Annotated in this window: 18 protein-coding genes and 4 tRNA genes; 12 read left to right on the top strand and 10 right to left on the bottom strand. The window is 45.1% G+C overall.

What is annotated here, in order from left to right; genetic code table 11:
- Window positions 1–285 precede the first annotated feature (285 nt).
- The 3 genes from uvrY to pgsA are packed head-to-tail and all read left to right on the top strand — an operon-like array spanning window position 286 to window position 3,370.
- Window positions 286–930 carry a UvrY/SirA/GacA family response regulator transcription factor gene (gene uvrY, locus INR79_RS07575; protein WP_004404710.1) on the top strand — a complete coding sequence of 215 codons (645 nt, stop codon included), beginning with the start codon at window positions 286–288 and terminating at the stop codon, window positions 928–930.
- Window positions 930–2,762, top strand: coding sequence for an excinuclease ABC subunit UvrC (gene uvrC, locus INR79_RS07580; protein WP_223096679.1), 1,833 nt, complete (start codon window positions 930–932; stop codon window positions 2,760–2,762). The genes uvrY and uvrC overlap by 1 nt, the downstream gene beginning before the upstream one ends.
- A 50-nt stretch (window positions 2,763–2,812) precedes the next feature.
- Complete coding sequence (pgsA, locus tag INR79_RS07585; RefSeq protein WP_004404715.1) at window positions 2,813–3,370, top strand: CDP-diacylglycerol--glycerol-3-phosphate 3-phosphatidyltransferase; 558 nt, start codon at window positions 2,813–2,815, stop codon at window positions 3,368–3,370.
- A gap of 50 nt (window positions 3,371–3,420) precedes the next feature.
- Here pgsA and INR79_RS07590 read toward each other — a convergent pair whose 3' ends face one another.
- The gene (locus tag INR79_RS07590) at window positions 3,421–5,487 is read right to left on the bottom strand and encodes a sensor domain-containing diguanylate cyclase (protein WP_223096682.1); all 2,067 of its coding nucleotides are present in this window, start codon (window positions 5,485–5,487) and stop codon (window positions 3,421–3,423) included.
- 615 nt (window positions 5,488–6,102) lie between these two features.
- Here INR79_RS07590 and INR79_RS07595 point away from each other — a divergent pair.
- The 4 genes from INR79_RS07595 (at window position 6,103) to INR79_RS07610 (ending at window position 6,497) form a co-directional block, all read left to right on the top strand.
- A tRNA-Cys gene (locus INR79_RS07595) sits at window positions 6,103–6,176 on the top strand.
- Window positions 6,177–6,178: 2 nt separating this feature from the next.
- Window positions 6,179–6,254, top strand: a tRNA-Gly gene (locus INR79_RS07600).
- Between the two features lie 65 nt (window positions 6,255–6,319).
- Window positions 6,320–6,406, top strand: a tRNA-Leu gene (locus tag INR79_RS07605).
- Between the two features lie 15 nt (window positions 6,407–6,421).
- Window positions 6,422–6,497 (top strand) — tRNA-Gly (locus INR79_RS07610).
- 106 nt (window positions 6,498–6,603) lie between these two features.
- Here the strand turns inward: INR79_RS07610 and INR79_RS07615 are convergent.
- The 4 genes from INR79_RS07615 to INR79_RS07630 all read right to left on the bottom strand — a co-directional run bounded on the left by INR79_RS07615 (window position 6,604) and on the right by INR79_RS07630 (window position 9,321).
- Window positions 6,604–7,446, bottom strand: coding sequence for a mechanosensitive ion channel family protein (locus tag INR79_RS07615; RefSeq protein ID WP_004404719.1), 843 nt, complete (start codon window positions 7,444–7,446; stop codon window positions 6,604–6,606).
- Window positions 7,447–7,591: 145 nt separating this feature from the next.
- The gene (locus tag INR79_RS07620; RefSeq protein ID WP_022550391.1) at window positions 7,592–8,230 is read right to left on the bottom strand and encodes a YdcF family protein; all 639 of its coding nucleotides are present in this window, start codon (window positions 8,228–8,230) and stop codon (window positions 7,592–7,594) included.
- An 8-nt stretch (window positions 8,231–8,238) separates the two neighbouring features.
- Entirely contained in the window at window positions 8,239–9,078 is an 840-nt protein-coding gene (locus INR79_RS07625; RefSeq protein ID WP_022603394.1) for an NAD(P)H-binding protein, read from the bottom strand.
- Between the two features lie 3 nt (window positions 9,079–9,081).
- Window positions 9,082–9,321, bottom strand: coding sequence for a TIGR02647 family protein (locus INR79_RS07630; RefSeq protein ID WP_004404726.1), 240 nt, complete (start codon window positions 9,319–9,321; stop codon window positions 9,082–9,084).
- 328 nt (window positions 9,322–9,649) lie between these two features.
- Between INR79_RS07630 and focA the strand changes: the two genes are divergently transcribed.
- A complete protein-coding gene (gene focA, locus INR79_RS07635; protein WP_223096685.1) occupies window positions 9,650–10,492 on the top strand; it encodes a formate transporter FocA in 843 nt (280 codons plus the stop codon).
- 102 nt (window positions 10,493–10,594) lie between these two features.
- Here the strand turns inward: focA and INR79_RS07640 are convergent, their stop codons facing one another.
- From INR79_RS07640 to INR79_RS07650, 3 genes are all read right to left on the bottom strand, one after another.
- Complete coding sequence (locus INR79_RS07640) at window positions 10,595–10,813, bottom strand: hypothetical protein (protein ID WP_004404730.1); 219 nt, start codon at window positions 10,811–10,813, stop codon at window positions 10,595–10,597.
- Between the two features lie 174 nt (window positions 10,814–10,987).
- A complete protein-coding gene (locus INR79_RS07645) occupies window positions 10,988–11,644 on the bottom strand; it encodes an HAD family hydrolase (RefSeq protein ID WP_223096688.1) in 657 nt (218 codons plus the stop codon).
- A 180-nt stretch (window positions 11,645–11,824) separates the two neighbouring features.
- Window positions 11,825–13,627: a M20/M25/M40 family metallo-hydrolase gene (locus INR79_RS07650; RefSeq protein WP_223096691.1), complete on the bottom strand. Its 1,803-nt coding sequence runs from the start codon at window positions 13,625–13,627 to the stop codon at window positions 11,825–11,827.
- Window positions 13,628–14,541: 914 nt separating this feature from the next.
- On the opposite strand from INR79_RS07650, the gene INR79_RS07655 reads away from it, so the two are divergent.
- Together INR79_RS07655 and INR79_RS07660 are read left to right on the top strand one after the other, a co-directional pair.
- Entirely contained in the window at window positions 14,542–16,050 is a 1,509-nt protein-coding gene (locus tag INR79_RS07655; RefSeq protein WP_022550396.1) for an aldehyde dehydrogenase family protein, read from the top strand.
- A 491-nt stretch (window positions 16,051–16,541) separates the two neighbouring features.
- Entirely contained in the window at window positions 16,542–18,560 is a 2,019-nt protein-coding gene (locus tag INR79_RS07660) for an insulinase family protein (RefSeq protein WP_223096695.1), read from the top strand.
- Between the two features lie 8 nt (window positions 18,561–18,568).
- On the opposite strand, the gene INR79_RS07665 is transcribed toward INR79_RS07660, so the two are convergent.
- The gene (locus INR79_RS07665; RefSeq protein WP_223096697.1) at window positions 18,569–19,237 is read right to left on the bottom strand and encodes a response regulator; all 669 of its coding nucleotides are present in this window, start codon (window positions 19,235–19,237) and stop codon (window positions 18,569–18,571) included.
- A gap of 304 nt (window positions 19,238–19,541) precedes the next feature.
- Between INR79_RS07665 and nosP the strand changes: the two genes are divergently transcribed.
- Together nosP and INR79_RS07675 are read left to right on the top strand one after the other, a co-directional pair.
- Window positions 19,542–20,750: a nitric oxide-sensing protein NosP gene (gene nosP / locus INR79_RS07670; protein ID WP_223096698.1), complete on the top strand. Its 1,209-nt coding sequence runs from the start codon at window positions 19,542–19,544 to the stop codon at window positions 20,748–20,750.
- Window positions 20,751–22,670: a NahK/ErcS family hybrid sensor histidine kinase/response regulator gene (locus INR79_RS07675; RefSeq protein WP_223096699.1), complete on the top strand. Its 1,920-nt coding sequence runs from the start codon at window positions 20,751–20,753 to the stop codon at window positions 22,668–22,670.
- Here the strand turns inward: INR79_RS07675 and INR79_RS07680 are convergent.
- Entirely contained in the window at window positions 22,659–23,444 is a 786-nt protein-coding gene (locus tag INR79_RS07680) for an ABC transporter permease (RefSeq protein WP_223096700.1), read from the bottom strand. The two genes, INR79_RS07675 and INR79_RS07680, sit on opposite strands and share 12 nt — an antisense overlap.
- Between the last annotated feature and the right edge of the window lie 332 nt (window positions 23,445–23,776).

Here is a 23,776-nt window from a genome sequence, read left to right on the forward strand (position 1 = left end):
GACGTTATGATTTGTTTACTGAAATATCAATAAATAACAAATTCGCGCTCTCTCACATTGCTGACTAAAATTGCCACAACAATTGGCGAAAATCAGTACAAACGAGGGGTAAGTTAACGACTCTGATTATAAGTTATGACGAAAGTTTGCGTTGTGACGCATATTCATTGTAATTTTTAACCCAGAATTGAGATATGATGAGTTCAACTGAATTTATGAATTCAGTTCACCGGAGTGTGAACTGAAGGAATAGATAGAACCAAAAAATAGTGTGGAGATACAAGTTTGATAAATGTTTTCCTTGTAGATGATCACGAGCTGGTTCGCACAGGGATACGACGTATTATTGAAGACGTCCGTGGTATGAACGTAGCAGGGGAAGCTGACAGCGGTGAAGAAGCCGTCAAGTGGTGCAGAAATAACCATGCTGACGTTGTTTTAATGGATATGAACATGCCAGGTATCGGGGGTATGGAGGCAACGAAAAAAGTGCTTCGTTTTAACCCTGATGTAAAAATCATTGTACTGACCGTACACACAGAGAACCCGTTTCCGACGAAGGTTATGCAAGCCGGAGCTGCGGGGTATCTGACAAAAGGGGCGGGTCCAGACGAAATGGTGAATGCCATTCGAATGGTGCACTCCGGGCAGCGCTACATTTCACCTGAAATTGCGCAGCAAATGGCGTTGAGCCAGTTCTCTTCCGCATCTGAAAATCCTTTCAAAGACCTTTCGGAACGAGAACTTCAAATCATGATGATGATTACTAAAGGTCAGAAGGTTACCGACATCTCAGAGCAATTAAGCCTGAGCCCGAAGACCGTAAACAGCTACCGCTACCGTTTATTCAGCAAGCTGGATATCAGTGGTGATGTTGAACTGACTCACTTAGCAATCCGTCACGGAATGATCGATACCGAGACTTTGTAGTGTCTCAGCAATTCGATTCCGGTTCCTTTCTTAAGACAGTTACCAGTCAACCCGGCGTTTACAGAATGTACAACGCCGAGTCGACGGTAATTTATGTCGGCAAAGCCAAAGATCTCAAGAAACGTCTTTCCAGTTACTTCCGTAAAAAGGTTGATAACGAAAAAACGCGTGCGTTAGTCAGTCACATCAACAAGATTGATGTGACGGTTACGCATACCGAGACAGAAGCGTTAATCCTTGAGCACAACTACATCAAGCAATACTTACCCAAATACAATGTATTGCTGCGAGACGACAAGTCCTACCCCTATATCTTTCTGAGCGGTCATAAACACCCTCGCATTTCGATGCACCGAGGTGCCAAGAAGCGCAAAGGGGAGTACTTTGGACCGTACCCAGATTCCGGTGCTGTCCGCGAATCATTGCATTTGATCCAAAAGATTTTTCCTGTTCGCCAGTGTGAAGACACGGTGTACAGCAACCGTACTCGCCCTTGTTTGATGTATCAGATTGGGCGATGTGCCGCACCTTGTGTTTCGTCGGTAATTTCTGATGAAGAGTACGCGGATCTGGTGAACTACGTTCGCCTATTTCTGAATGGGAAGGACAAGCAAGTTCTAGAAACACTGGTTTCCAAGATGGAAAAAGCCAGTATGGAGCTGCGCTTTGAAGATGCCGCAACTCTAAGGGATCAGATTCAGGCGATTCGACGGGTACAGGAGCAGCAATTCGTTTCTGAAGATTCCATGGATGACTTAGATGTTTTGGGCTTTGCTCAGGAAAATGGCATTGCGTGCATCCATATCTTGATGATTCGTCAGGGCAAGGTATTAGGAAGTCGCAGCCACTTTCCTAAGATCCCAAATAACACTGACCGACATGAAGTTTTTCACAGCTTTCTGAGCCAGTACTATTTGAGTCATAACGAAGCGCGAACCATTCCGACTCGATTGATTCTGGAGCAGGACTTGTTTGTGGATGCTGAACCTTTTCAGGAAGTGCTGACTCAAATTGCCGGGCGGAAGATCACCATTCTGACAAACCCGAAAGGTACGCGAGCGCGTTATCTTAAACTGGCAAACACCAATGCACTGACAGCGATAACCACCAAAATTAACCACAAGATGACGATTAATCAGCGTGTGAAAGCGCTTCAGGATCATCTTGATATGGATTCTATTCAGCGCATGGAGTGTTTTGATATCAGTCACACCATGGGTGAAAGCACCATAGCATCTTGTGTGGTGTTTAATCGTGAAGGCCCGGTCAAGCAGGAATACCGTCGATACAACATTGAAGGTATTACGGGGGGAGACGATTACGCCGCCATGGGTCAGGTTCTGGATCGTCGATATTCAAAGCAGTTGGACATTGAAAAGATTCCCGACATTATCTTTATCGATGGCGGTAAAGGGCAGTTAAATCGTGCTCACGAAATCATTTCTCAGCACTGGGAAGACTGGCCTAAGCGACCAAGGCTGATAGGTATTGCTAAGGGCATAACCCGAAAACCTGGTTTAGAGACCATGATTACGGTTGAAGGTGATGAGTTCAACATGGCGACTGATGAACCTGCGTTGCACCTGATTCAGCACATTCGGGATGAAAGCCACAACCATGCTATAGCAGGTCACCGAGCCAAACGAGGTAAAACCCGTCGCACCAGCGCACTGGAAGGCATTGAAGGTGTCGGTCCTAAACGGCGTCAGGCTTTACTGAAATACATGGGTGGTTTGCAGGAGTTAAAGCGGGCAACTGTCGAAGAAATCGCCAAAGTTCCAGGTATTAGCCTTTCTTTGGCAGAAAACATTCATCAAGCATTGAAACAATAGACGTTTTGACGCACCATTAAGCGCGCAATGACTAAGAGCTTAAAAAATATATGCGTTTTACCATACCGAACATTCTTACCTTACTCCGATTAGTACTGATTCCTGTATTTGTCATCGTGTTTTACATCCCCACGCCATGGGCTCCTTTTGCCGCCGCAATGGTGTTTTGGGTAGCAGGATTTACTGATTGGCTAGACGGTATGTTAGCGCGTCGGCTTGGGCAAACTTCTCGCTTCGGAGCGTTTCTTGATCCCGTTGCAGACAAAGTGATGGTTGCAACAGCTCTTATTCTGATTACAGAACATTACGCGACCTGGTGGATTACGATTCCGGCGATAACCATGATTGCTCGTGAAATCATTATTTCTGCTCTGCGTGAATGGATGGCAGAAATAGGCAAGCGCTCAAGTGTCGCAGTGTCATGGGTAGGCAAGGTAAAAACACTGTCCCAGATGTTCGCACTTTGGGTTCTTATCTGGCGTTATGATGACTGGATGGTGTGGCTGGGTTACGCGGCGCTGTACTTCGCTACGATTCTGACCTACTGGTCAATGGTTCAGTATCTGGTTGCCGCAAAAGATGATCTTCTGGATGAAAAGCATCAATAGATTGCCAAGCTGACAAAGAATAATAAACGGATGAGAAATCATCCGTTTTTTTATGCTTCCGCTTTAGCGACTTCGGATACCGCGTACTGATTTCTTCCTCCACGTTTGGCGTGATATAGCGCGCTGTCAGCGTGCTGCAGAGATTCAGATAGGGAAACAGAAGAAGGGCACTCATCAAAGTGAGCCACGCCTATTGAAAGCGATACGCGGTCAGCACAGTACGAATTCAGATTGGGTAGGTTCAACTTGAAGACGGCTTGCTGAAGGTTCTGAACTGCATCGTTTACCTTCGCCGATATTCTACCTCCGACCACAATAGCAAACTCGTCGCCACCGTAGCGGTAACACTTGGCACTCAGGTGCTTAAAATGCTCCTTAATTTGCTGAGTGATGGTGATGAGTACTTCGTCGCCTTTAACGTGACCGTAATGGTCATTGAGCTGCTTATAGCAATCAATATCCAGCATGATGATGCTGTAGCCAGACTGCTTTTTGTTTTGCAGTTCTCGGTAATGAGCATCCAAGGACTGGCGATTCCATAACTTGGTCAGATGATCTGTTTGAGAGATCAGGGTGAGCTGATGGCGGTTGAGCTGATTTTCCAGTGCAATAGAAAGATAGTTGGTCAACTGAAGAAATAGCTCATATTGATACGTTTGATAGGCATAACAAGCCCCGGCCTGAATCGTGAAGACGGCTTTTACTTCACCATTGATGGTGATTGGAGAGAATAACAACGAGCTCATGTTATCGTGCTCTGAGGTTTCACCTAGCATTTCACGCTTTTTCTCTGCCGTCATGTCGTTGAAATAAAGTGAAGAGTTGTTCTTGGCGCAGTATTCAAAGAATGTCGCTTTCTGCAGAAAATCGACGTAGGTTGGCTTCTTAATGGCATTGTCTTCGTAATAATGTTCCACAAACAGCTTTGGCTTGTCAGACTCATAAAACGCAATAGCAAGCGTATCGATGGTGAAAAGATTACTCAGATCATCAACTAGCTGGGGCAGTACATCCCGAAAATTGTCGCACGTGCTCAAGTATTGCCCAACCCGGTTGATCAATGCCAGGTTTTTATTTATGTCCTGAGCTGATTCCAGTGCCAGTCGATCCATATTGAGTTGGTAAATCTGGCTAAGGTAATCTTTTTCCCTTTTCAGTGCAGCATCGCGAGACTTCTTGAAAGAAGCAAAGAGCGCACTGAAATGCTCATCTTTTTCTTCTCCTGAAGGCATGGTTTCCAGTCGACTCAATAAGATATGGTTGTACTTGTCGATAAGTTTGTCTGTACCGACTTTCCTTGCATAACCTAAGCCTTCTTCAAGGTATTGATCCAATAAAGTCCAGTTAGACTGCTTTACTAACAGATAGCAGTAATCCAGCATCATTTCAGACAGATAGTAATCGTTCTGACAAACTTTAATTGCGTCTATTGCAGCAAGGTGGTGGGTCTCGGAAAGTTCAAAGTTCCCCCTTGCCATATGGTAGCGACCCTGAACCTGATGATAGAAGCTAAGGTATCTTAGATTGCCGTGTATATGAGGTTCTATCAGATCCGATATGGCAGCGACTTCATCCAACTGATTGAGCTCTACTTTGACACCAATGATATTGATGTAAGGAACCAGCTTGTATTCCAGCTCTTCATCATTCAACGCATCAAGTGACTGCTCAAAGTATTTCAATGCCGATGAATACTGCTCAACATTCATAAGCAGGTCACCAATATTATTGCGGATAAAAGCCAGCAGGCGCTGGTCGCCAAACTGTTCGACTCTTTCTGCTTTGGTCAAAAATTCACTCGCATGGGAATGATCGCCCAGTAAGCCGAAAATCGTACCGATATGAAAGTAACCAATGTGAGCCAGATACTCTTGATTATGGGTCTGGCACAAAGAGACACAGTCGAAGAACTCTTTTATAGCAGGGATCAGGTGACCTTCGCGGTATCGGGAGTAGGCATTGAAGACACTCTGAATCTCGACAGGAATGGATTGCCCAGTAGTTTCAGACAGCTTTTGTATATCGGCATACCTTTCTTTAACATCGTTTGCAGAGGCTGCGGTCACTAGGTTTCTGACCTCTTGCATTAATGTTGTCTGCCATTGCGGATCTGTCATGATGGGGTCCTGTGGTGACAATGTCGAAAATTAAGATATCTCATACTATATAAAACTCAGCCAGTTCAAAGAGCTAATTCTCTATTCACCTCAGATTTGAGCTTTAAATGTAAACTATTGAGCTCCTTAGTTATGGAACTGCTATCTATGTTAAGAGCGTGCTAATACTATAGATTTCACAGAGACTTGCTTTTAAAGAGGTGAACAAATCTGGCGGTTTGTTTGGTTTCAATACTACTTGATATTAAGGTCAATAATAAGGATTGGACGGGCGTTTTCTGTATGGATGATGAGCCGATCAAGATAAAAGGGTAGGAGTCGTATTTTTTTCAAATTCGTATCAATCTTGATTCAGTTGTAATGTGCCCACAGGCTGAATTTCTTGTGCAATGACCTTAACCTTCTTCGCTACTCTGTTAATGTGTTTTAAACAAATAAAAGAGGTCGATATTGGGTAAATGTCGCTACAAAAATAATCTATTTTGCTCCTTTTGAATGGAAAATAGCCAAACGAATCAAAAAACTAAAAAATACAGTTGACGCTCTCGCGGGAATGCGTAGAATGCCTTCCCGTACTCAAGAGGAACTCACCAAGGTTTTTCAAAAAGAGTCAAAGGCGTGTTGGCAGAGTGGCTATGCAGCGGATTGCAAATCCGTGGACCTCGGTTCGACTCCGGGACGCGCCTCCATCGCGACACTAGCTCAGTTGGTAGAGCGCAACCTTGCCAAGGTTGAGGTCACGAGTTCGAACCTCGTGTGTCGCTCCAAATTAAAGTGGTATGGCTTGAATAGCGGTATCCAGATGGTGTCTCCATCACAATGAATATTGTGTGCCCTGGTGGTGGAATTGGTAGACACAAGGGATTTAAAATCCCTCGGCGTTCGCGCTGTGCCGGTTCAAGTCCGGCCCGGGGCACCATCTCATCATATATATGCGACACTAGCTCAGTTGGTAGAGCGCAACCTTGCCAAGGTTGAGGTCACGAGTTCGAACCTCGTGTGTCGCTCCAAATTTTTAAAAAAACCTCGATAGCAATATCGAGGTTTTTTTGTATTTTACACCTACTAAAAACCCAAGCCGAAGCTTGGGTTATATCAATTGATCGAATCCGCTCATTACGCTTTCTGACCGAAATGCCTCTGATACATTGCCATGAAATCTTCGCGAACCAGCTGTTCAATTTCAAAAGCCCGGTCGGTTGGGCAGAACAGCATAAAGTGAACAACCTGCTCTCCGGTGTTGGCACTGGATATCGAAATATGCGGTTCAGCACCAGGTAGATCCACACCAGCATGACGTTCGATGACAACGTTATAGCGTTTGGCGACATCAATAAAATCTTCACAGTGGTCATCAATTTTAGCCAGCAGGCTAGGGAACATTGGGTACAGATTCCGGAATTCACCTACCACAATATTAAAGCTGTGGTAAACGTAACGTTTCATGAAGTTCAGGTTTTTAACTGGAATACTGAAAAACATACTGTTGGGTAGGGTAGCGGTTTTACCTGTGTAATTGTAATTCCCATGGTGAAGATCAATTTCCTGAATCACCGTAGCCATCAAATTGTGTTCAATCACCTCGCCACATAAATTCCCGACTTCAATCCAGTCTCCGATACGGAAAGACCGTGAACTGGCGCGTTGAATTGAGCCAGTAAAACATAAAATGATCTCTTTTGAAGCGACAACCACGGCAACTGCAATTGCAGTTAATGAAAGCGCAAATTCGCTGATTTCCGACTGCCAAAGCAAAAACAACGTAATAATGATGACGGAAAAGGTGCCGTTTTTGGTTCGGGAAATCCATTTTCGTTGATCTTCAGAAAGGAAATTGACATCACCCCGGATCATAGAAATGATGAACTTGCGAATCAGAACGATCACTAAAATGACTAAGGCACTCAGCAGAAGTTTATTTTCTAGTAGAAAGCCGACAGCTTGATCCAAGACTTCCATTCGTTCACTCCTAAGTAATTTGATTTTATTGTTAGATCAATAGCCCCTTGAAGTGCTATTTCTGAGGCCACCAGAACCCAAATACCCAGAGGCTATCGTCTCTGGGTATTGTCCAATTTTGTTGCGAAAAAGCAAAACCCAGCATTTAGGCAAATGAAGGGAACGCTTTTATATTGTTGTATGCACGCATGACAGATTCAGGGATCTCCTGTTTTATCTGAAACCCTTTTTCCGGATACGTCTGAATACGTTCAAAGTCGCCCAATAACGCCTCTATCACTAGGTTAGAGGGTATCGTATCGTTGAAGTAGTCCAAAAATCGACCTCCAGGGGATGTGACATAGACCTCTTTATAAGGCAACTTCCACTGCTTCACAAAGGTCGCGTAGGCGCGCCTTTCCATGTAAGGCTTTTGTACCAAGAGTACTTTTTCCGGGGCGAAATCCAGCTGTTCCAGAATACTGGCGGTAAAGGCGACGTTTTCTCCAGAATTGGTGGCTTTGGTTTCTAAAACGATGTCACTTTCAGGGACACCCAACTGTTTGGCGATATCAGCAAAATGCTCAGCCTCTGTTACATCAAACAAACCTTCTGTTAGTCTGCCTTGAGCGCCAGAAAAAATCAGTTTGGGGGCAATGCCATCCAGATAGAGTTGCGCTGCATACTCAGCGACTCTTTCGTCGTTACTGCACATACAAAAAATGCAGTCAGCTTTCTGAAAATGCTGATGCATTTGCATGTAATCCCACAGAGTCTCAATATGCTGATAAAGGCGCGTAGACATAAATTCTCCTATAGCGCGTCCAGCGTACTCGGATAAAGGAATGAGTAGCCCAAAGAAACCAGCTTGTCAGACACAATTCGTTTTCCGGGTTGGTCAACCACGGGTGGAAGAGTGCATTCTTCATCCGAGTCGATGGCTTCGATCGCTCGTTGATAATATTCCGCTTTACTGACGGTTGAAGGGCTGGTTGCGTTGACAACGGTGTTATGGAGATTGGTCACAGCAAAAGCGACGACGCCTACAGCATCATCCTGGTGCAGCATATTGGCAGGTGCAGACTTACTCACCGATTTAAGTCGACCCGCAAACCGAGAAGGGTGTCTATCTGAACCTACTAATCCACTGCATCGAACCACAACGTAGTCCAAGCCAGAGTCGATAATAGCCTGCTCAGCTTTCAGCATGATGACAGCCTTTTCTGAAAACTCTTTATTTTCTATAGCGATAGATAGAGATGCTTTTTCCTCGGTCATGTCCAGTGATTGTTCAGGGTATACTGTGGTAGAGCTGACTTTTACTATCTTTTTGACCCCAGCTTTATTTGCTGCTTCAGACATAGCTTGCCAGTGCAAAGCGTACTGCTCACCATTTCCTTTTCGAAAACCTGGAGGGAATGCACCCACGACAATATCTGCTTGATGAGAAGTAAATATCTGGGTCAGGCTTTTGATGTTGTCTTCTAAGCGGTCGGAAAATGAAAAAGCAGCGCCTTCAATTGATTGAGCGTTTAGCTGCTCGATACCCTGCTGAGAGGTTTTGGTCGCAATAACCTGATGGTCATTGGAGATAAGGTGTTTGGCCAGAGGCAGACCTAGCCAGCCTGCCCCTACAATTACAATACGGCTCATTGATTAAGCACCAGCACACAGCACGCGAAGAATTTTGTCTGCGTGTTCTGCCACTTCAATGCCTTCATCTGTTAGGTAGCCACCGTCAGGCAGGGTACATAATTTTTTCTCGTAGAGACGCTGAACAGCATTTTGAGCAGACTCAGAAGCGTCGTGGTGCACTTTTATGCCCGTTGCTGCACTGCTGATATCAAATTGAAGAAGAAGGTTAAGCTCGTCGATATGGTCTTGGGTGTATTTCATCGTAATTCCTCAGAGCGAAATGTCTGACCCCACCATAAAGCTCTGAAAGATCATGTACAACCATGAGAATAAAGATCTGTTAGGTTGAATCAAATTGGTGTCAAACTAGCCAGTGTCTGGTTGGGATTGTGATATCACTACGGGTTTTGCTGATCTGCCTTTTTCTTAAGCCAAGATTATGAATTTCATTTGCTTTTTTTCCTGCCTCTCAGCGCCTGTTTTACAAGGCTTTCAACAATTTTTGAAAACATAAAAATATCCCTTGAAACTTAGTGGGATTAGAGCGATTATCCGCGCCTCTTCCATGTTTCAAAATGTTTCAGGCACCATGAATATGAACCAATTCGATGCGTTGTTACCACCTCAAATGACCGAGCGTGCGGCAGAAATCGGTGTTGGCAAGGCAACAAAAGATCCAATGAAATCGTTTCTGCTGGCAATTACAGCTGGATTGCATATCGGAATTGCATTTTTGTTCTATACCACCATCACCACAGGGGCAGAGGACTTACCCTGGGGATTAACCCGCTTTGTCGGCGGGTTGGCATTCAGCATGGGGCTTGTTTTGGTGATCATTACGGGAGGCGAGCTTTTTACCAGTTCGGTGCTGACGCTAGTTGCGCGAGCGAGTGGAAAAATTACCTGGAAGTGCCTGTTTAAAAACTGGCTGGTGGTTTATGCCGGAAATCTGGTTGGGGCGCTGGTTTTAGTAGGCATCATGCTTACCGCGAAACAATACATGTTCGATGCAGGGCAGGTTGGTTTAAACACAATGCACATCGCTCAGCACAAGCTTCACCATGGCTTCTGGCAGGCTGTTGCTCTAGGCATCATGTGTAATGTTCTCGTATGCATTGCAGTTTGGATGACATTCAGTGGCAGAACCCTGACAGACAAAATTATCGTGATGGTGTTGCCTGTTGCCATGTTTGTTTCTGCTGGTTTTGAGCATTGCATTGCCAACATGTTTCAGGTTCCCATGGCAATAGGGATAAAAGAGCTCGCAACGCCAGAATTCTGGACCATGATAGGGGCAACGCCAGAAAGCTTTGCTGATCTGAATTTGACCACCTTCATCATCAATAATCTTGTTCCCGTTACTTTAGGAAACATCATTGGCGGAGGCGTGTTCGTCGGATTGGGATACTGGCTTATTTATCTGCGTGATTAGGTCAACAGATCCTAAAGATTGGCAGATTTAGAACGAATCAAAAAAGCGGGCTCGATTGAGCCCGCTTTTACAGTCTTTTTAAGCGAATTGTTCTGAGGTGACCTAATACCAGATTAAGCTTTCTGGAGTCATGACGCCTGCCAGAGTGTCGGTACTGCTACCGACAAAGCCCGTGGTAACACCTTCTTCAGGGTTAACACGAAGCGCAGGTTTCACAATGGCTTTAACTGGTTCTTTAAGCCAGTTTTTGCTGTCACCTGTGGGTTCAGAGCCCACGTTGCTTTTTGTTGATGGTCTAGCCAGACGATTTTGAATTTCCATGTGCTAAGTTCAATCCTTGCATCTTTTATGTTGGGGAGAATGCCCCACTCAGTTTTCACTTTAATGACAGTAGTAAAAAATTAAAAAGTCACCGGATTTTATGACTGATTTGTGATCTGGCTTCGCATTCAAAAGGTTATCCACATTTTCTGTGGATAACCCAGTTAACACTCATTACCAGTTTATGATATTCCAGTTATTTTCAAATCCATACGAACGAATTTGTGGGCAGGGGTTCACAAGGTGGACTTCATCAGCGTATTGACAGAGTGGTAAGTCATTTATCGAATCTGTATAGAATATGATGCGATCATAAGACACGTTTTGTTCTTTAAGCCATGATTTTAAACGGGTTACCTTGCCATGTTGGTAGCTTGCAACGCCACTGATTTTCGTCGTATAGCGTTCGTTATTTTCAATCAGGTCAATACCGATTGCATGCTCAATTCCCAGTTGATTAGCGACGTGTTTAACCAAGAAATGAACTGATGCAGAAATAACCAATATGGTGACGTCGTCTTGCTTTAACTGGGCTAGCAGATCTCTTGCTTGTGGAAAAACATGCTTCAATATGCGTTGTAGTACGCATTTTTCCACAAGCTGGTTGACCTTAATTATAGAATGCTCGGTAATCGGATTGAGAGAGAAATCCAGATATTCCTGCATATCCATGTCGCCCTGAGCATACATCGCCATCAATCTTTTATCTTCTGAAAGGAAGTTAGGTTGAGTAGCCACTCCCTCATCAACCAGAAACTGATTCCAGATCATCGAGCAATCGCCATTTACTAGGGTTTCATCTAGATCGAATACGAATAATGGTTTGGTCATACGATTTTTATGTTCCGTATCGCTTGGTTGGTTTTAGAGATGAATCTCTCGAAAGTTTAAGAGATAGGTCATGTAGATTTTATGACAGAAACTTTTCGAGAACTCAAAAAAACGCCCCAGAGAAGGGGCGTGAAGGTTGGAACAAATGAGCTCGGGTGATATACCCGAGCTTAAAGGAGATTATTCCATGTCCTGATCAAAATCACCGTGGAAGTGGTCGTGGTCAGATACGCTGTCAGCCGCTTTTAAGCGCTCGCCAATACGCAGAGTCTGCTTAGGTGCAGTAGGCTCTGAAGAGATGGCGAAACTGCGTGCAGATTTCGCAGCAGCCTGTGTTGTAGCTTCTGGTTCAGGGAAAAGCTCTTCACTCATTGCGTAATAAGTTGTCACATAGGTCAGCGCCTTAGTATTCATAAACAACGCTTTATGGCTAACGTTTGTGGAATCATCACACGCTCGGTGGTAACACTTGTCGTAAGCCACATCGATATCGCCGCCAAAGTCACCCACTTCTTCCGCTGATTTCAGTTTTTCAGCACCGGTAAATAAGCCACCAAATGCCACGCCCCAGTCAGCAAAGCCAGCGTAATCGGAACGTTTGGACAGCGCCTGAGGAACGGTCTTCTCTCCATTGTTTCCGAAGAACTCAATGAATTGTGCCTCGATATCCGAAGTACCAAATGGTGGAGTGAAGTCACCTGTGTACGCGTTATCCGGGCTATCTTTGGTGTCTGAAAGGTCACCATCCATAACGCCATAGATGTAGTTCGGTGATCCGATCATGTCGAAGTTCAGATACAGTTTCACATTGTTAAGCTCGTTATAACGTGCTTCCACCATGTCCTGCTGTTCTTCCGTCAGATCGTCTGGGTTATCGATTCCCAGCTCTTCCATGATTTGCTTGCGAGCTTCATCAAGGAGCGGTTTAAACAATTCTTCGGTATAGTAATTCGAACCTATCAACCCGGCTTCTTCAGCTGCCCACCATGCGAAACGGATTTTGTTTTTAGGTTTAACACCAATGTCTGAAAGCGTCAGTGCGTATTCCAGCAGACCTGCGGAGCCCGAACCGTTGTCATTGATCCCTGGCCCTTCTGGTACAGAGTCTAAGTGCGCACCAAGCATAATGACCTGATCGTCGTCACCATGGCGTGTCTCTGCCAGCAAGTTATTCGTTTTCACCATCTGGTTCATCGTAATAACGTTCATGGAAGCACTGATTGCACCGCTCGCGAGCGCGTCATACCACTGCTTACCTAAATCATAACGCAGCCCAAAGGTTGGAATGGTCACCGTGCTGTCACGACCTAAAGTGCCTTGAACCACACTTTTTCGACCATCGTTATTACCTTGATTGAAGATAAGCACACCTTTTGCTCCAGCAGCCTGAGCATTGGTGGCTTTGGCATTGAATGAACAGCCCCCGCGCTGGATGACTGCTATCTTTCCTGTCACGTCCTTGCCGTTAAAGTCGGTAGTTTCACAGCCGTCAGTATCATCGTAATCGGGCTGATCGAATCTGAAATCAGGCGTGATGAAGACAAGATCTCCCGTCACCGTGCCATTCGACGAGCCGGAATAGGACATGGTCGCGTAGTCTGGAACTTCTCCTTCACCCGCATCTTTGGAGCTCAGCAGTGTTTTACCGTCTACTTCCACATTGGTATTACCCAGCTCCTGCCAGCTTCTGAAATCGAATTCTTGTTTAGTGACTTTATATCCGGCTTTTCTTAATTTCTTCGCAATGTATTTCAGGGATTTTTTATAACCTTTGGTGCCAGCAGCCCGAGTCATGGCTTTACCATCTGGGGTAGGGACTGCGCGTTTTTCAAGTTTGTCGAGGTGCTTTACCACGGCATCTTTATCGATCTGGTCACTGACGTATTTTGCGACGAATTTCGGGTCATCCCAAAAACAGCCGGAGAGCATAACCGAGGCGACCGAAACCGCGAGCAAAGATTTTTTATTATTCGCCATTTTCATTATTCATTTCCTTTGAAGTTGACTGAAAGGTTGTTTCTTTTGCGAACGAAACAACACATGTTAGTTATCGAAAATTGGGCATTTCAAATTTTATTAAAATCTTTCACGGCAAAAATAATTAAATTGTGAAAGTGAAGCATAAATATTGAGAAAGTGAAAATGCCACTTTTCATTCTTTATTTTTGAATAAAAATGCTTTCTGTGCGTGTAACAGAAAAATATGCATACACTGAATTTTGTGCGGCTGGTTCAGAGTTTGAAAAGGCAGAATATTGTTCTGAGCCTGATTTTCAAACGCCTTATGAGTAAGGGCTAAAAGCACAGCCTTTCAAGTCAATGGAAGAACAAAATTTCTGAAACAAAATTTGCCATTGAATAGGTATTTGTTGAGCTTTTTTATCAATAGCTGAAACTTTATTAAAGTAACTTTAGAAAATATGAAAAGAGAATAATTAAACTGGTTGGTTGAATTTTGATTTTCGTGTAAGTGTTTTGAAATTGAGATGATTAATAATAGGAAAAAATCGAATCGATATAATTTAAATTTCTTTAATTTAATATGTTATATCATAACAAAAATAAGTGCGCTAATTTTAAATTCTGTCTGTTGCAAATAATTTATATCAACGCCTAAATAGGCTGGGATTTCGATAATTTAATTTAAAGAGAAATAGAAGCTGAGGTACTTGGTTATATATGAGGGAAGTCTAAACTTCATCCGGGTCAATTTAATATCAAATGGGAAAAGCTTGCTTTCTATCATTGCAGCTTTTTCTCATCCGAAAGGAGGAGGTTTTGCCAACCAACTGCGGATGGAGCATCAAAGTGTCTACTGGGAGAATGAGCTATCTAAAACAAGTGATACAGAGCGATCACCAAATATAGACAGAACGACTACCACTAGAGAGGTGCTTATGATTTACGCGAAACCAGGGACGGAAGGCGCAGTTGTTAGCTTTAAACCCCGCTATCAAAACTACATTGGCGGTCAGTGGGTAGAACCCACAAACGGTCAGTACTTTACCAATACATCTCCATGTACGGGAGATGTGATTGCGGAAATCCCTCGTTCAGAGGCGGCGGATATCGAACTGGCTCTCGATGCAGCTCACAAAGCCAAAGACGCGTGGGGCACCACCTCGGTCACTGAGCGTTCCAACATACTGCTGCAGGTTGCCGACCGAATTGAAGCGAACCTTGAAATGCTCGCTGTCGCAGAAACTTGGGAAAACGGAAAAGCGGTGCGAGAGACATTAGCCGCGGACATTCCACTTTGTGTCGACCATTTCCGCTACTTTGCCGGATGCATTCGAGCGCAGGAAGGGACAGCCGCCGAACTGGATGCGAATACAGTGGCGTATCACATTCCTGAGCCACTCGGTGTAGTAGGGCAGATCATCCCTTGGAACTTTCCGTTGCTCATGGCAGCATGGAAAATAGCACCGGCGCTGGCTGCGGGTAACTGCATAGTACTTAAGCCAGCAGAGCAAACGCCAACCACGATTTTACTGTTGATGGAAGTGATTGGCGATTTACTGCCACCGGGCGTACTCAATGTGGTGAATGGTATGGGACCAGAGGCAGGGCAAGCTTTAGCAACGTCTAAGCGTATCGCTAAAATCGCTTTTACCGGGTCCACTGCAATCGGTAATCACGTGCTACGCTGTGCGGCAGACAATTTGATTCCGTCGACCGTAGAGCTGGGGGGCAAGTCTCCAAATGTGTACTTCGAAGACATCATGGAACAGGAAGAGGCGTTTATTGAGAAAGCGGCAGAAGGAGCAGTTCTGGCATTTTTCAACCAGGGCGAAGTCTGTACCTGTCCTTCCCGATTGCTTATCCAGGAAAGCATTTACGATGCATTTATGGATAGGGTCCTGGCGAAAGCGAAAGCTATCAAGCACGGCAATCCTTTAGATACAGAAACTCAGGTTGGGGCGCAGGCGTCCGACGAGCAGTTTGAGAAGATCAAGAAGTATCTGGAAATCGGTCGAAACGAAGGCGCATCGGTTGTGATGGGCGGTATGCCGGAAGATTTCGGTGGTGGTTACTACATTCAGCCAACCATTCTTAAAGGTGAAAACTCGATGCGAGTGTTCCAGGAAGAAATCTTTGGTCCCGTCATTGGTGTCACCACATTTAAAGATGAAGCAGAGGCAGTTGCGATTGCCAACGATACGGAATATGGCTTGGGCGCAGGTGTCTGGACAAGAGACATGAACCGCGCATTCCGTGTTGGTCGTGCTATTCAGGCAGGACGCGTCTGGACCAACTGCTACCACCTCTATCCGGCTCACGCTGCTTTTGGTGGCTACAAGAAATCTGGTATTGGACGTGAAACCCACAAAATGATGCTAGGGCATTATCAGCAAACTAAGAACCTGTTGGTTAGCTACGATGTTAACCCGCTCGGGTTCTTCTAAACCTTCTTTCCTGTTTTGAAGCTCTTGTCCTCCAAGAGCTTCTTTCTTTGAAACTATGCCACTTTTTCTGGTTGAACAATCCTGACGCAACCCAATACCTTCTTCACTCTTCACTCTTCACTCTTCACTCTTCACTCTTCACTCTTCACTCTTCACTCTTCACTCTTCACTCTTCACTCTTCACTCTTCACTCTTCACTCTTCACTCTTCACTCTTCACTCTTCTCTCACTCGCCGTCCGCTCTCATTGAAATACACAAATATGACAGTCTTATAAATGAGGCAGGGAATAAAAAACAGAAACGACCTGCTGATAAAGCGATGAACGACGCAGAATGATGTTTGGTCTTCACCGCAATATGGAACAAATAGACAAAAGTAAAAGGAAGTAGCATGGTTAAAAGAATGGATACCTTTGCTTCTGTCTGTCACTTCAAATACTTACTGATGAAGTTTTAGTTTCATTGGTCAAAGAGTCATAGCGAAACCCTGATGAGTGATCTTGATAGTCCACCGTTTTATCTAACGGATGAGAAGATAACCTCAAATGGCGATGTCTGGTTATGCTGGAAACACACATCTGGCCTAACACACTGGCATTGCCAGAATCTTTATCGCGGTGCAGCAAAGGAAACATTTTCTGCCTCTGTCAAGATCAATACCCCGTCTTCCGATGGCAGCGGAGTGGCTCACGCACTTGAACACATGGTGCTTCGTGGGTGTCACAAACTTCCATCCTCTCGCCGTTTTTGGCAGCTAAAGGCATCGCTGGCTTTAACGGAATTTAACGCCACTACCCGGCGTGGAAATACTCGGTTCCATCTGTCTGGTCATCACAGAGAAGACGCAAGGCATGGTCTCAACTATTTCATACAAAGCGTGCTCACTCCTTTACTCAGAGAAACGGACTGGAATCAAAACCACGATAAAGGCATTCAGCAGGGTGAAAGAAATGCGTTGTATCAGGAATTGGTGGGCTATCAGGGGTTCGATGAATTCAATCAGGCTTGCTCAATGTCTACTGAGCTCAAATACCCACTTTATTGTGGTGACCCAGGTTCTGTTTCTTCTCTGACTCATCAGGATCTGACCCGCTACTACTGGCGACACTACCAACCTGAAAACATGACGTTAATCACTGCTGGTGAGTGGTCGGTCAGCAGTATCTGGGAAGGCATTGTCACCGCCTTACTGTACCGTGAAGTCATGCAACCCAAAGACCTGCCGATGCCAGAAAAATGGCTGAGTAAAACACGAAAAATCAATGACTCGCACTTACTGACGATTCGAATGTCGGATCAAAAAGCGGTTCAGCTTTATCGAATGCTCAGCGAAGGACACGTTCAGGCAACATTGAAGACACTGGGCTATTCACTGTTTCCGCTTTCTACCATGCTGGATCCCAAACCGACGATACGAATGAAAAGCGACACCGGAGAATACGATGAACTGATGGGGCGATACCTGAGTCTGCTGGTTAGCCAATGGACTGAGAGCCGTGAAGCCATCAACATCTGGCATGAATTCAATAGTCAGCAAAATCACCTCTATAAAAAGAAGTGGGGAGACAGTCTGGTTAAGCTTTATCAGTCTGTTACTGCCGTCAATGAAGGCTTGCTTTTTCCCGTCAGCAAACGTGAACCCATTGGTGACTGGCTTCCAAAACCGATGAACTACCATACCATCACGCTGTTTGCCCGATTGCCGCGAGATAACTCAGTGCTTAGCCGTGTTTACCGTCAATGGCTGAAAGAACTGATGCATTACATGTCGGTATATTTTCGGGCGAGAAACGCATCCGTTTCTTTTGACGAACAAAGCATCATCGGCTTGCTCAGCGACATCCAGTGCCTGACGATCACTCTGTCTTGTTCAGCATTGATATTCTGGCAGCACTTTGATGAGCACCTGCGTCAGCATTTACCTACTGGTTTTCATTTGAGCGAGTTGAAATCTGATCAGGCTATATTTACCCCCGCCAATCTTCCTCATATTGTTTCAGCCACGTCTCCAGAGGAACCTTCTTTAACTGTTGAGCTGAGAGGCGATGGTTTTAGTGCAGAGTTTCGCTTGCCTAAAGGGGTATCCTTGTATGCTCAGTCAGCCGCTGCCCAGTGGGTATTAAGCCGGCAATCCATCATTGATTTACGGTTATCTGGTCAGCTTTACAGCTTGAGTGCCACGGTAAAACCAGAGCGAAATGCTTTGGTATTTACCAGCCACTTTGACCGCCAGCCAGAGCAATCCCGACGATTGATATTAGAAGAGATACAGGCATTTTCTCTGAAAAATGTCAAAGAGAAGGAAGTCATTCAAGCATTTCAGGGAGGCAAAGGATTGATGCTCTCTATGTTTCAAAAACATCGCCCCAGTTTCTACCAAACAGCTTATCATTTGTTGGGGATTTCGTTGGAGGAGCCAGAATCAGAAAGTGCATCGAATCTGGCATTTACTTTTGCTATGTGGAAGACCGCGTTGACACCTTATCTTAAAACTCAGCGTCGCAGTTGATAAATAACCTATCGACGTAAATAGCGATCAAAGTCGATATTAGTCACCCCAACTACTGCCTGAATTCGGTTGTGGACCCCAAGTTTTTTCAAAATGGCCGAGACGTGAGATTTCACCGTGGTCTCAGAAATATTGAGATCATAGGCGATTTGTTTATTGGCGCTTCCCTGAGACATAGACTTAAGTACTAATAATTGTCGGCGGGTCAGGGTGTTTAACATGTCAGCCGAAAACGCGGGTTTACTTGTTCTTTGGTTAAAGGGTTTGTTCTCTTCGGTCGCACGGATGATATTGGCAGGGAGGTACACATCGCCATTGATGATTTGAGAAAAGGCATTGCTCATTTCTTCTCTGGGGGACGATTTAGAGATAAAACCAATCGCGCCGTACGCCATAGTTTGCAGAATGGTCTGCTTATTGGTTTCGGCAGAAATGATGGCAACAGGAATAGAAGGTGCTTGGTTTCTCAGCTCAAGCAGCCCATTCAACCCTTCCATTCCGGGCATATTAAGGTCGAGCAGCACCAGATCGGTGTCGGCGTGATCGCGAACGTAATCCAGAGTGGTGGCAACGTCTTCAGTTTGATGAATGGTGCAGTCCTGAAATTTGCTTTGAATAACAGACACCAGAGCGTCTCGAAACAATGGATGATCGTCGGCAATTAAGAATTTGTACATACGAATCCCTCTTCCTTAAGGTTTTCTTTTTTGATTCTTATTATTACCACTGATGCAGATGTTTGCCCAACTAACCTCAGTTTTTGTGTTTCTATACTCAATTTCACGCAAAGCGAGATGTGAGCCGCATTTCTTTTAACTGTCTTTTAAATACAGTTTATTAACCTGAGCTCAGAATTCACGTACTAAAACTGAGACATCGACCATATGAGGAGCTTCTGAAAGGAGAATATCCTCCTTAAGTAGGATATCCGTATATTGCGAGCACGATAGACTGAAGGTATCCAAAATCTCGAGGTTCCCTATGTTTTCTGCCAATCCTCTTCCTCAGCAAACCTCTGTCGTCACAGCAGAATCCTATCAGTTGGATGCAGTGAAAGCGGTTCGCGAGTTAGCCTCCCGGCTGAATGATCCCAATATTGGGTTTGTTTTGTTTTTTTGTTCAGCAGCTTACGAATTGCGAGAACTGGAAACTGAAATGCACCGAGCTTTTACCCATTGCAAAGTAATGGGGTGTACGACAGCAGGGGAGATAACCAGTGCGGGATACGCAAAAAGCAGTATTAGTGCCATAGGGTTTGCGAAAGACGCGTTTACGGTCTCGGGAATGGTGATACCCCTTGAAGGTTTTGAGCTGAATGTTGCCCAACGCTGCGTAGAAAACCTGTTTGATGGTTGCCGACGCCAGCTCAGAGCACCGATCAAGCATTCCAGTTTTGTTCTCACCCTGATTGATGGCTTGTCCCCGCAAGAAGAGAACTTCCTGGTCACTTTGGATACCGCGCTCGGTCGTATTCCTCACTTTGGAGGTTCGGCAGGGGATGATGAAAACCTTGCTAACACACATGTCTATTGTGATGGCAAGTTCTATACAAGTTCTGCCATCGTTGTGATGTTTAATACGACCTGTCCTTTTGAAGTGTTTACTACCCACCATATCAACAGCCTTGGCAGCAAGCTGGTGGTCACCAAAGCAGACAGCGAATGCCGACGAGTCTACGAATTTAACGCTGAACCCGCCGCCAAAGTATATGCGCGTGAAGTCGGGATAGAGTTAGCAGACCTACGCCCGGAAATTTACGCGCTGCACCCCCTGGCAGTGAAAGTGGGGGGGGATTATTACATTCGTTCTATCCAGAAAGTGAACGAAGATTTGAGTCTGGATTTCTATTGTGCGGTAGATGACGGCATCGTGATTACTGCGATGAAACCGGGAGACATCTACGCCAACGTCAAAGAAAAGCTTAATGAAGTCTCTGAACGAATCGGAGATCTGGAAATCATCATCGGATGTGACTGTTTCTTAAGACGAAAAGAAATAGAACAATCCAACGGCTTGGAGACCATCCGAGAAATCTTTTCCGCGTTCCGGATGGTTGGGTTCAATACTTATGGTGAGCAGCTTGGTGGTGTGCATATGAATCAGACTCTGACCGGTGTGGCGATTGGTCGGCAGAAAAATGTCTACCCAATCTCTTCGGACGAACTTCTTAAGCGTGATAAGGCGAGTTAAATGGATAGCGAGCAGGAATTAAAACGCCAGTTAGAATCCGCGCTAGAAGAGAACGCGCGCCAGAAGAAGATCATCGATTCGCTAGTAAGAAGAGTCGAGCAGGACAGCAGCCATAGAGTTGACCCCTATGCCGCCTTCCAGCACTCAGTGATGCTTGCAGATCAGGTGCGAGAGAAAACGGAAGAACTCAATACCACGCTTCATGAGCTTGAAACTATCAACTGTGAATTATCCAATGCAAACCAAAAAGTAGAGCGAGCCCAGCAACGATTCGTCGATGCTATTGAGTCCATATCGGACGGTTTTGCCCTGTATGATAAAGACCGGTATCTCGTTCACTCTAACAGCCGTTTCCAGCGATTCTGGCTAGATAACGACATTCCCCTCGATATGCCCCGCATTACTCTTTCGGAAGTGAAACAACTGGCGCACTCCAAGGGGCTGATCATCAAAGAGCTGCCTTATTCGGATTTACACGGTGGTCGCGTTTTTCAGCAAAAAGACAATCGCTGGGTACAAGTCAGTGAGCGTAAAACCTCTGATGGTGGACTGGTGATGCTCTATACCGACATTACTTTGCTGAAAGAGGCGGAATCTGCCCGTTATGAAGCCACGATCAGCGAGAAGCTGCGTCAGTCCTATCAAACACTGGAGAAACGGGTTCAGCTAAGAACCGCCCAGTTGGAAGATTTGAACACGCAGCTCAGTAAAGAAGTGAAAGAGCGGCGTGCCGTTCAAAGCCGGTTGCTTGAAGCAAAACAGGAAGCTGAGCTGGCGAATTTATCCAAGACGAAATTCCTCGCAGCAATCAGCCATGACTTACTTCAGCCTTTGAATGCGGCCCAACTGTTTTTGGGGTCTTTAAGAGCGCAGCGAATAGGCTCTTCAGCGAGCCGTCTGGTGGACTCTTTAGAGCATTCTCTGTCCGACGTTGAATCACTGATCACCATGCTGGTGGACATTTCCAAGTTAGATGCAGGGACGATTCGAGCCGACAAACAGCCGTTCTCGTTGGATCAGTTGCTTGGCAATATCGCCAATGAGTTTCATCAGGTGGCTCTGCAAACTAACGTCGAAGTACGTTATGTGCCCAGTGATATTGTCGTTTACAGCGATTCCGTATTGCTCTCACGAATCATTCGAAACCTCATGAGCAATGCCCTGCGATACACTGAATCGGGCAAGGTATTGCTGGGCAGTCGCAGAACCCCAAACGGGGTAAGAATAGATGTGCTTGATACGGGAGACGGCATTCCAAAAGACAAGCAGAAAGAGATTTTTCAGGAATTTAAACGACTCAGCCCGAGAAAAGCGGAGAACCGGACGCAGTTAGGGTTGGGTTTAGCTATTGTCGATAAAATTTCAAATGTCCTTGGTCATCAAATCAGTCTGGAATCAGAGCTCCATAAAGGATCCAGGTTCTCAATTATGTTGCCGTATGGAATCGTAAAAACGAAGAGTGCTCCGCTGGTTGCCCCTAAAGAACTGAATGGCAGCGCAATACTACAGGGGAGTCGTATTTGGGTGGTGGACAACGACAACAATATCTGTGAAGCGATGAATGAATTATTGACTGGATGGGGTTGTGACGTTGTCACTGCTGACTCGCTTTCCGCATTGCAATTAGAGTGTGACATTGCCAGTGAGTCTGTGGAGATGCTGATTGTTGATTATCATCTGGATAATGGAGAGACAGGTCTTGAAGTGGCTCGTCATGTTCATCAAAACCGTTCTCGTCCCATCCCTACAATTGTATTGAGTGCCAACCGCAGCGAAGAGCTAAAGCATGAAGTGAGAGACTGCGGCTACTTATTACTTAACAAGCCAGTTTCGCCAGTTCGGCTAAAAGCAACGATTGTTAGCCAGCTCCAGTCTGAACAAAATCAGCCGTCTACCAAAGTGAGCCCTTCACTCTATTGATACAAGCACTCTGCCTTCTTTTGTCAGAACCCTTCGCAAAATCATCATCGTAGATAAAGAAAGAGAGATCGTTAGCATCACGAATATTGCCAGTAAGATGATCAATTGATACTTGATGGCAACGAGTGGGCTGGCGCCACCAAGGATTTGCCCTGTCATCATGCCGGGGAGGGTGACTAAGCCTGTTGTCGCCATGGAGGCAAGGATAGGAGACCAGGCTTTTTGCATCGCCACTCGTACAAACGGCATCGAGGCATAAGTAGGTGAAGCTCCCAATGAAAGCGCAGCATGGTATTCGCCTTCTCTTTCTTTGAAAGAGGTAAAGAGGTTTTGAAGCATGACGATGTTCGCGTGCATGCTATTCCCTATCAGCATGCCACTAAGGGGAATGACATACTGAGAACTGTAAACAGGTTCAGGCTGAACGATCACGACACACAAAATAGCAATAAGAGGCGACAGCCCAACAACGAGCCCAGTCAATATGGAAGAAAACAGAGGTTTTGCGGGGAGCTTGGCTTTGTCCAGAATAGCGCTGGTGCCTATTCCTGCCATGATAAGAACCCAGACAATGTTAAGTGTAAGGCTGTTTAGCTTGAACACGAATTCCAGATAAACCCCAACCAGAATGAGCTGAACGCTCATCCTAAGCACACTGATCCCCACATCTTTTGCCAACCCCAGTTGAAAGCGTTGATTGATGTACAAAGGCACGCACAAAGTGAGAGAAAACAGCAGTAAAAGTGCCCAACTGATGTCTATGGATTCCTGCATGGAGACCCCTAAATTTTTTTACCGTATTTTATCGTGAATTTGGAAAAAGTTGTGTGACTTTTTGCAGATGGTTTCTCACAAATGAAGCGTCCAAATTTAACATTTGAGCTACATTTATCGGCGGAAGCAGTGGTAAAAATCGATGAGAAATGGGTGTTTTTGAACGGATTGGCAGAGCGTTTGTTTACAAAAAACTTTCAAATTAAACATATATGAAACAATATTAATTTTTCATATCTGTTCATTATTCTTCACATAAAATGTTAATTAAACACATCTCTGGATGAGCTCAAAAAAGTGTTGAATAGCGTGCTTTGAAGGGCATCTTATCG

Origin of the sequence: Vibrio sp. SCSIO 43132 (genome assembly GCF_019904195.1) — a bacterium.
GTDB lineage: Bacteria > Pseudomonadota > Gammaproteobacteria > Enterobacterales > Vibrionaceae > Vibrio > Vibrio nigripulchritudo.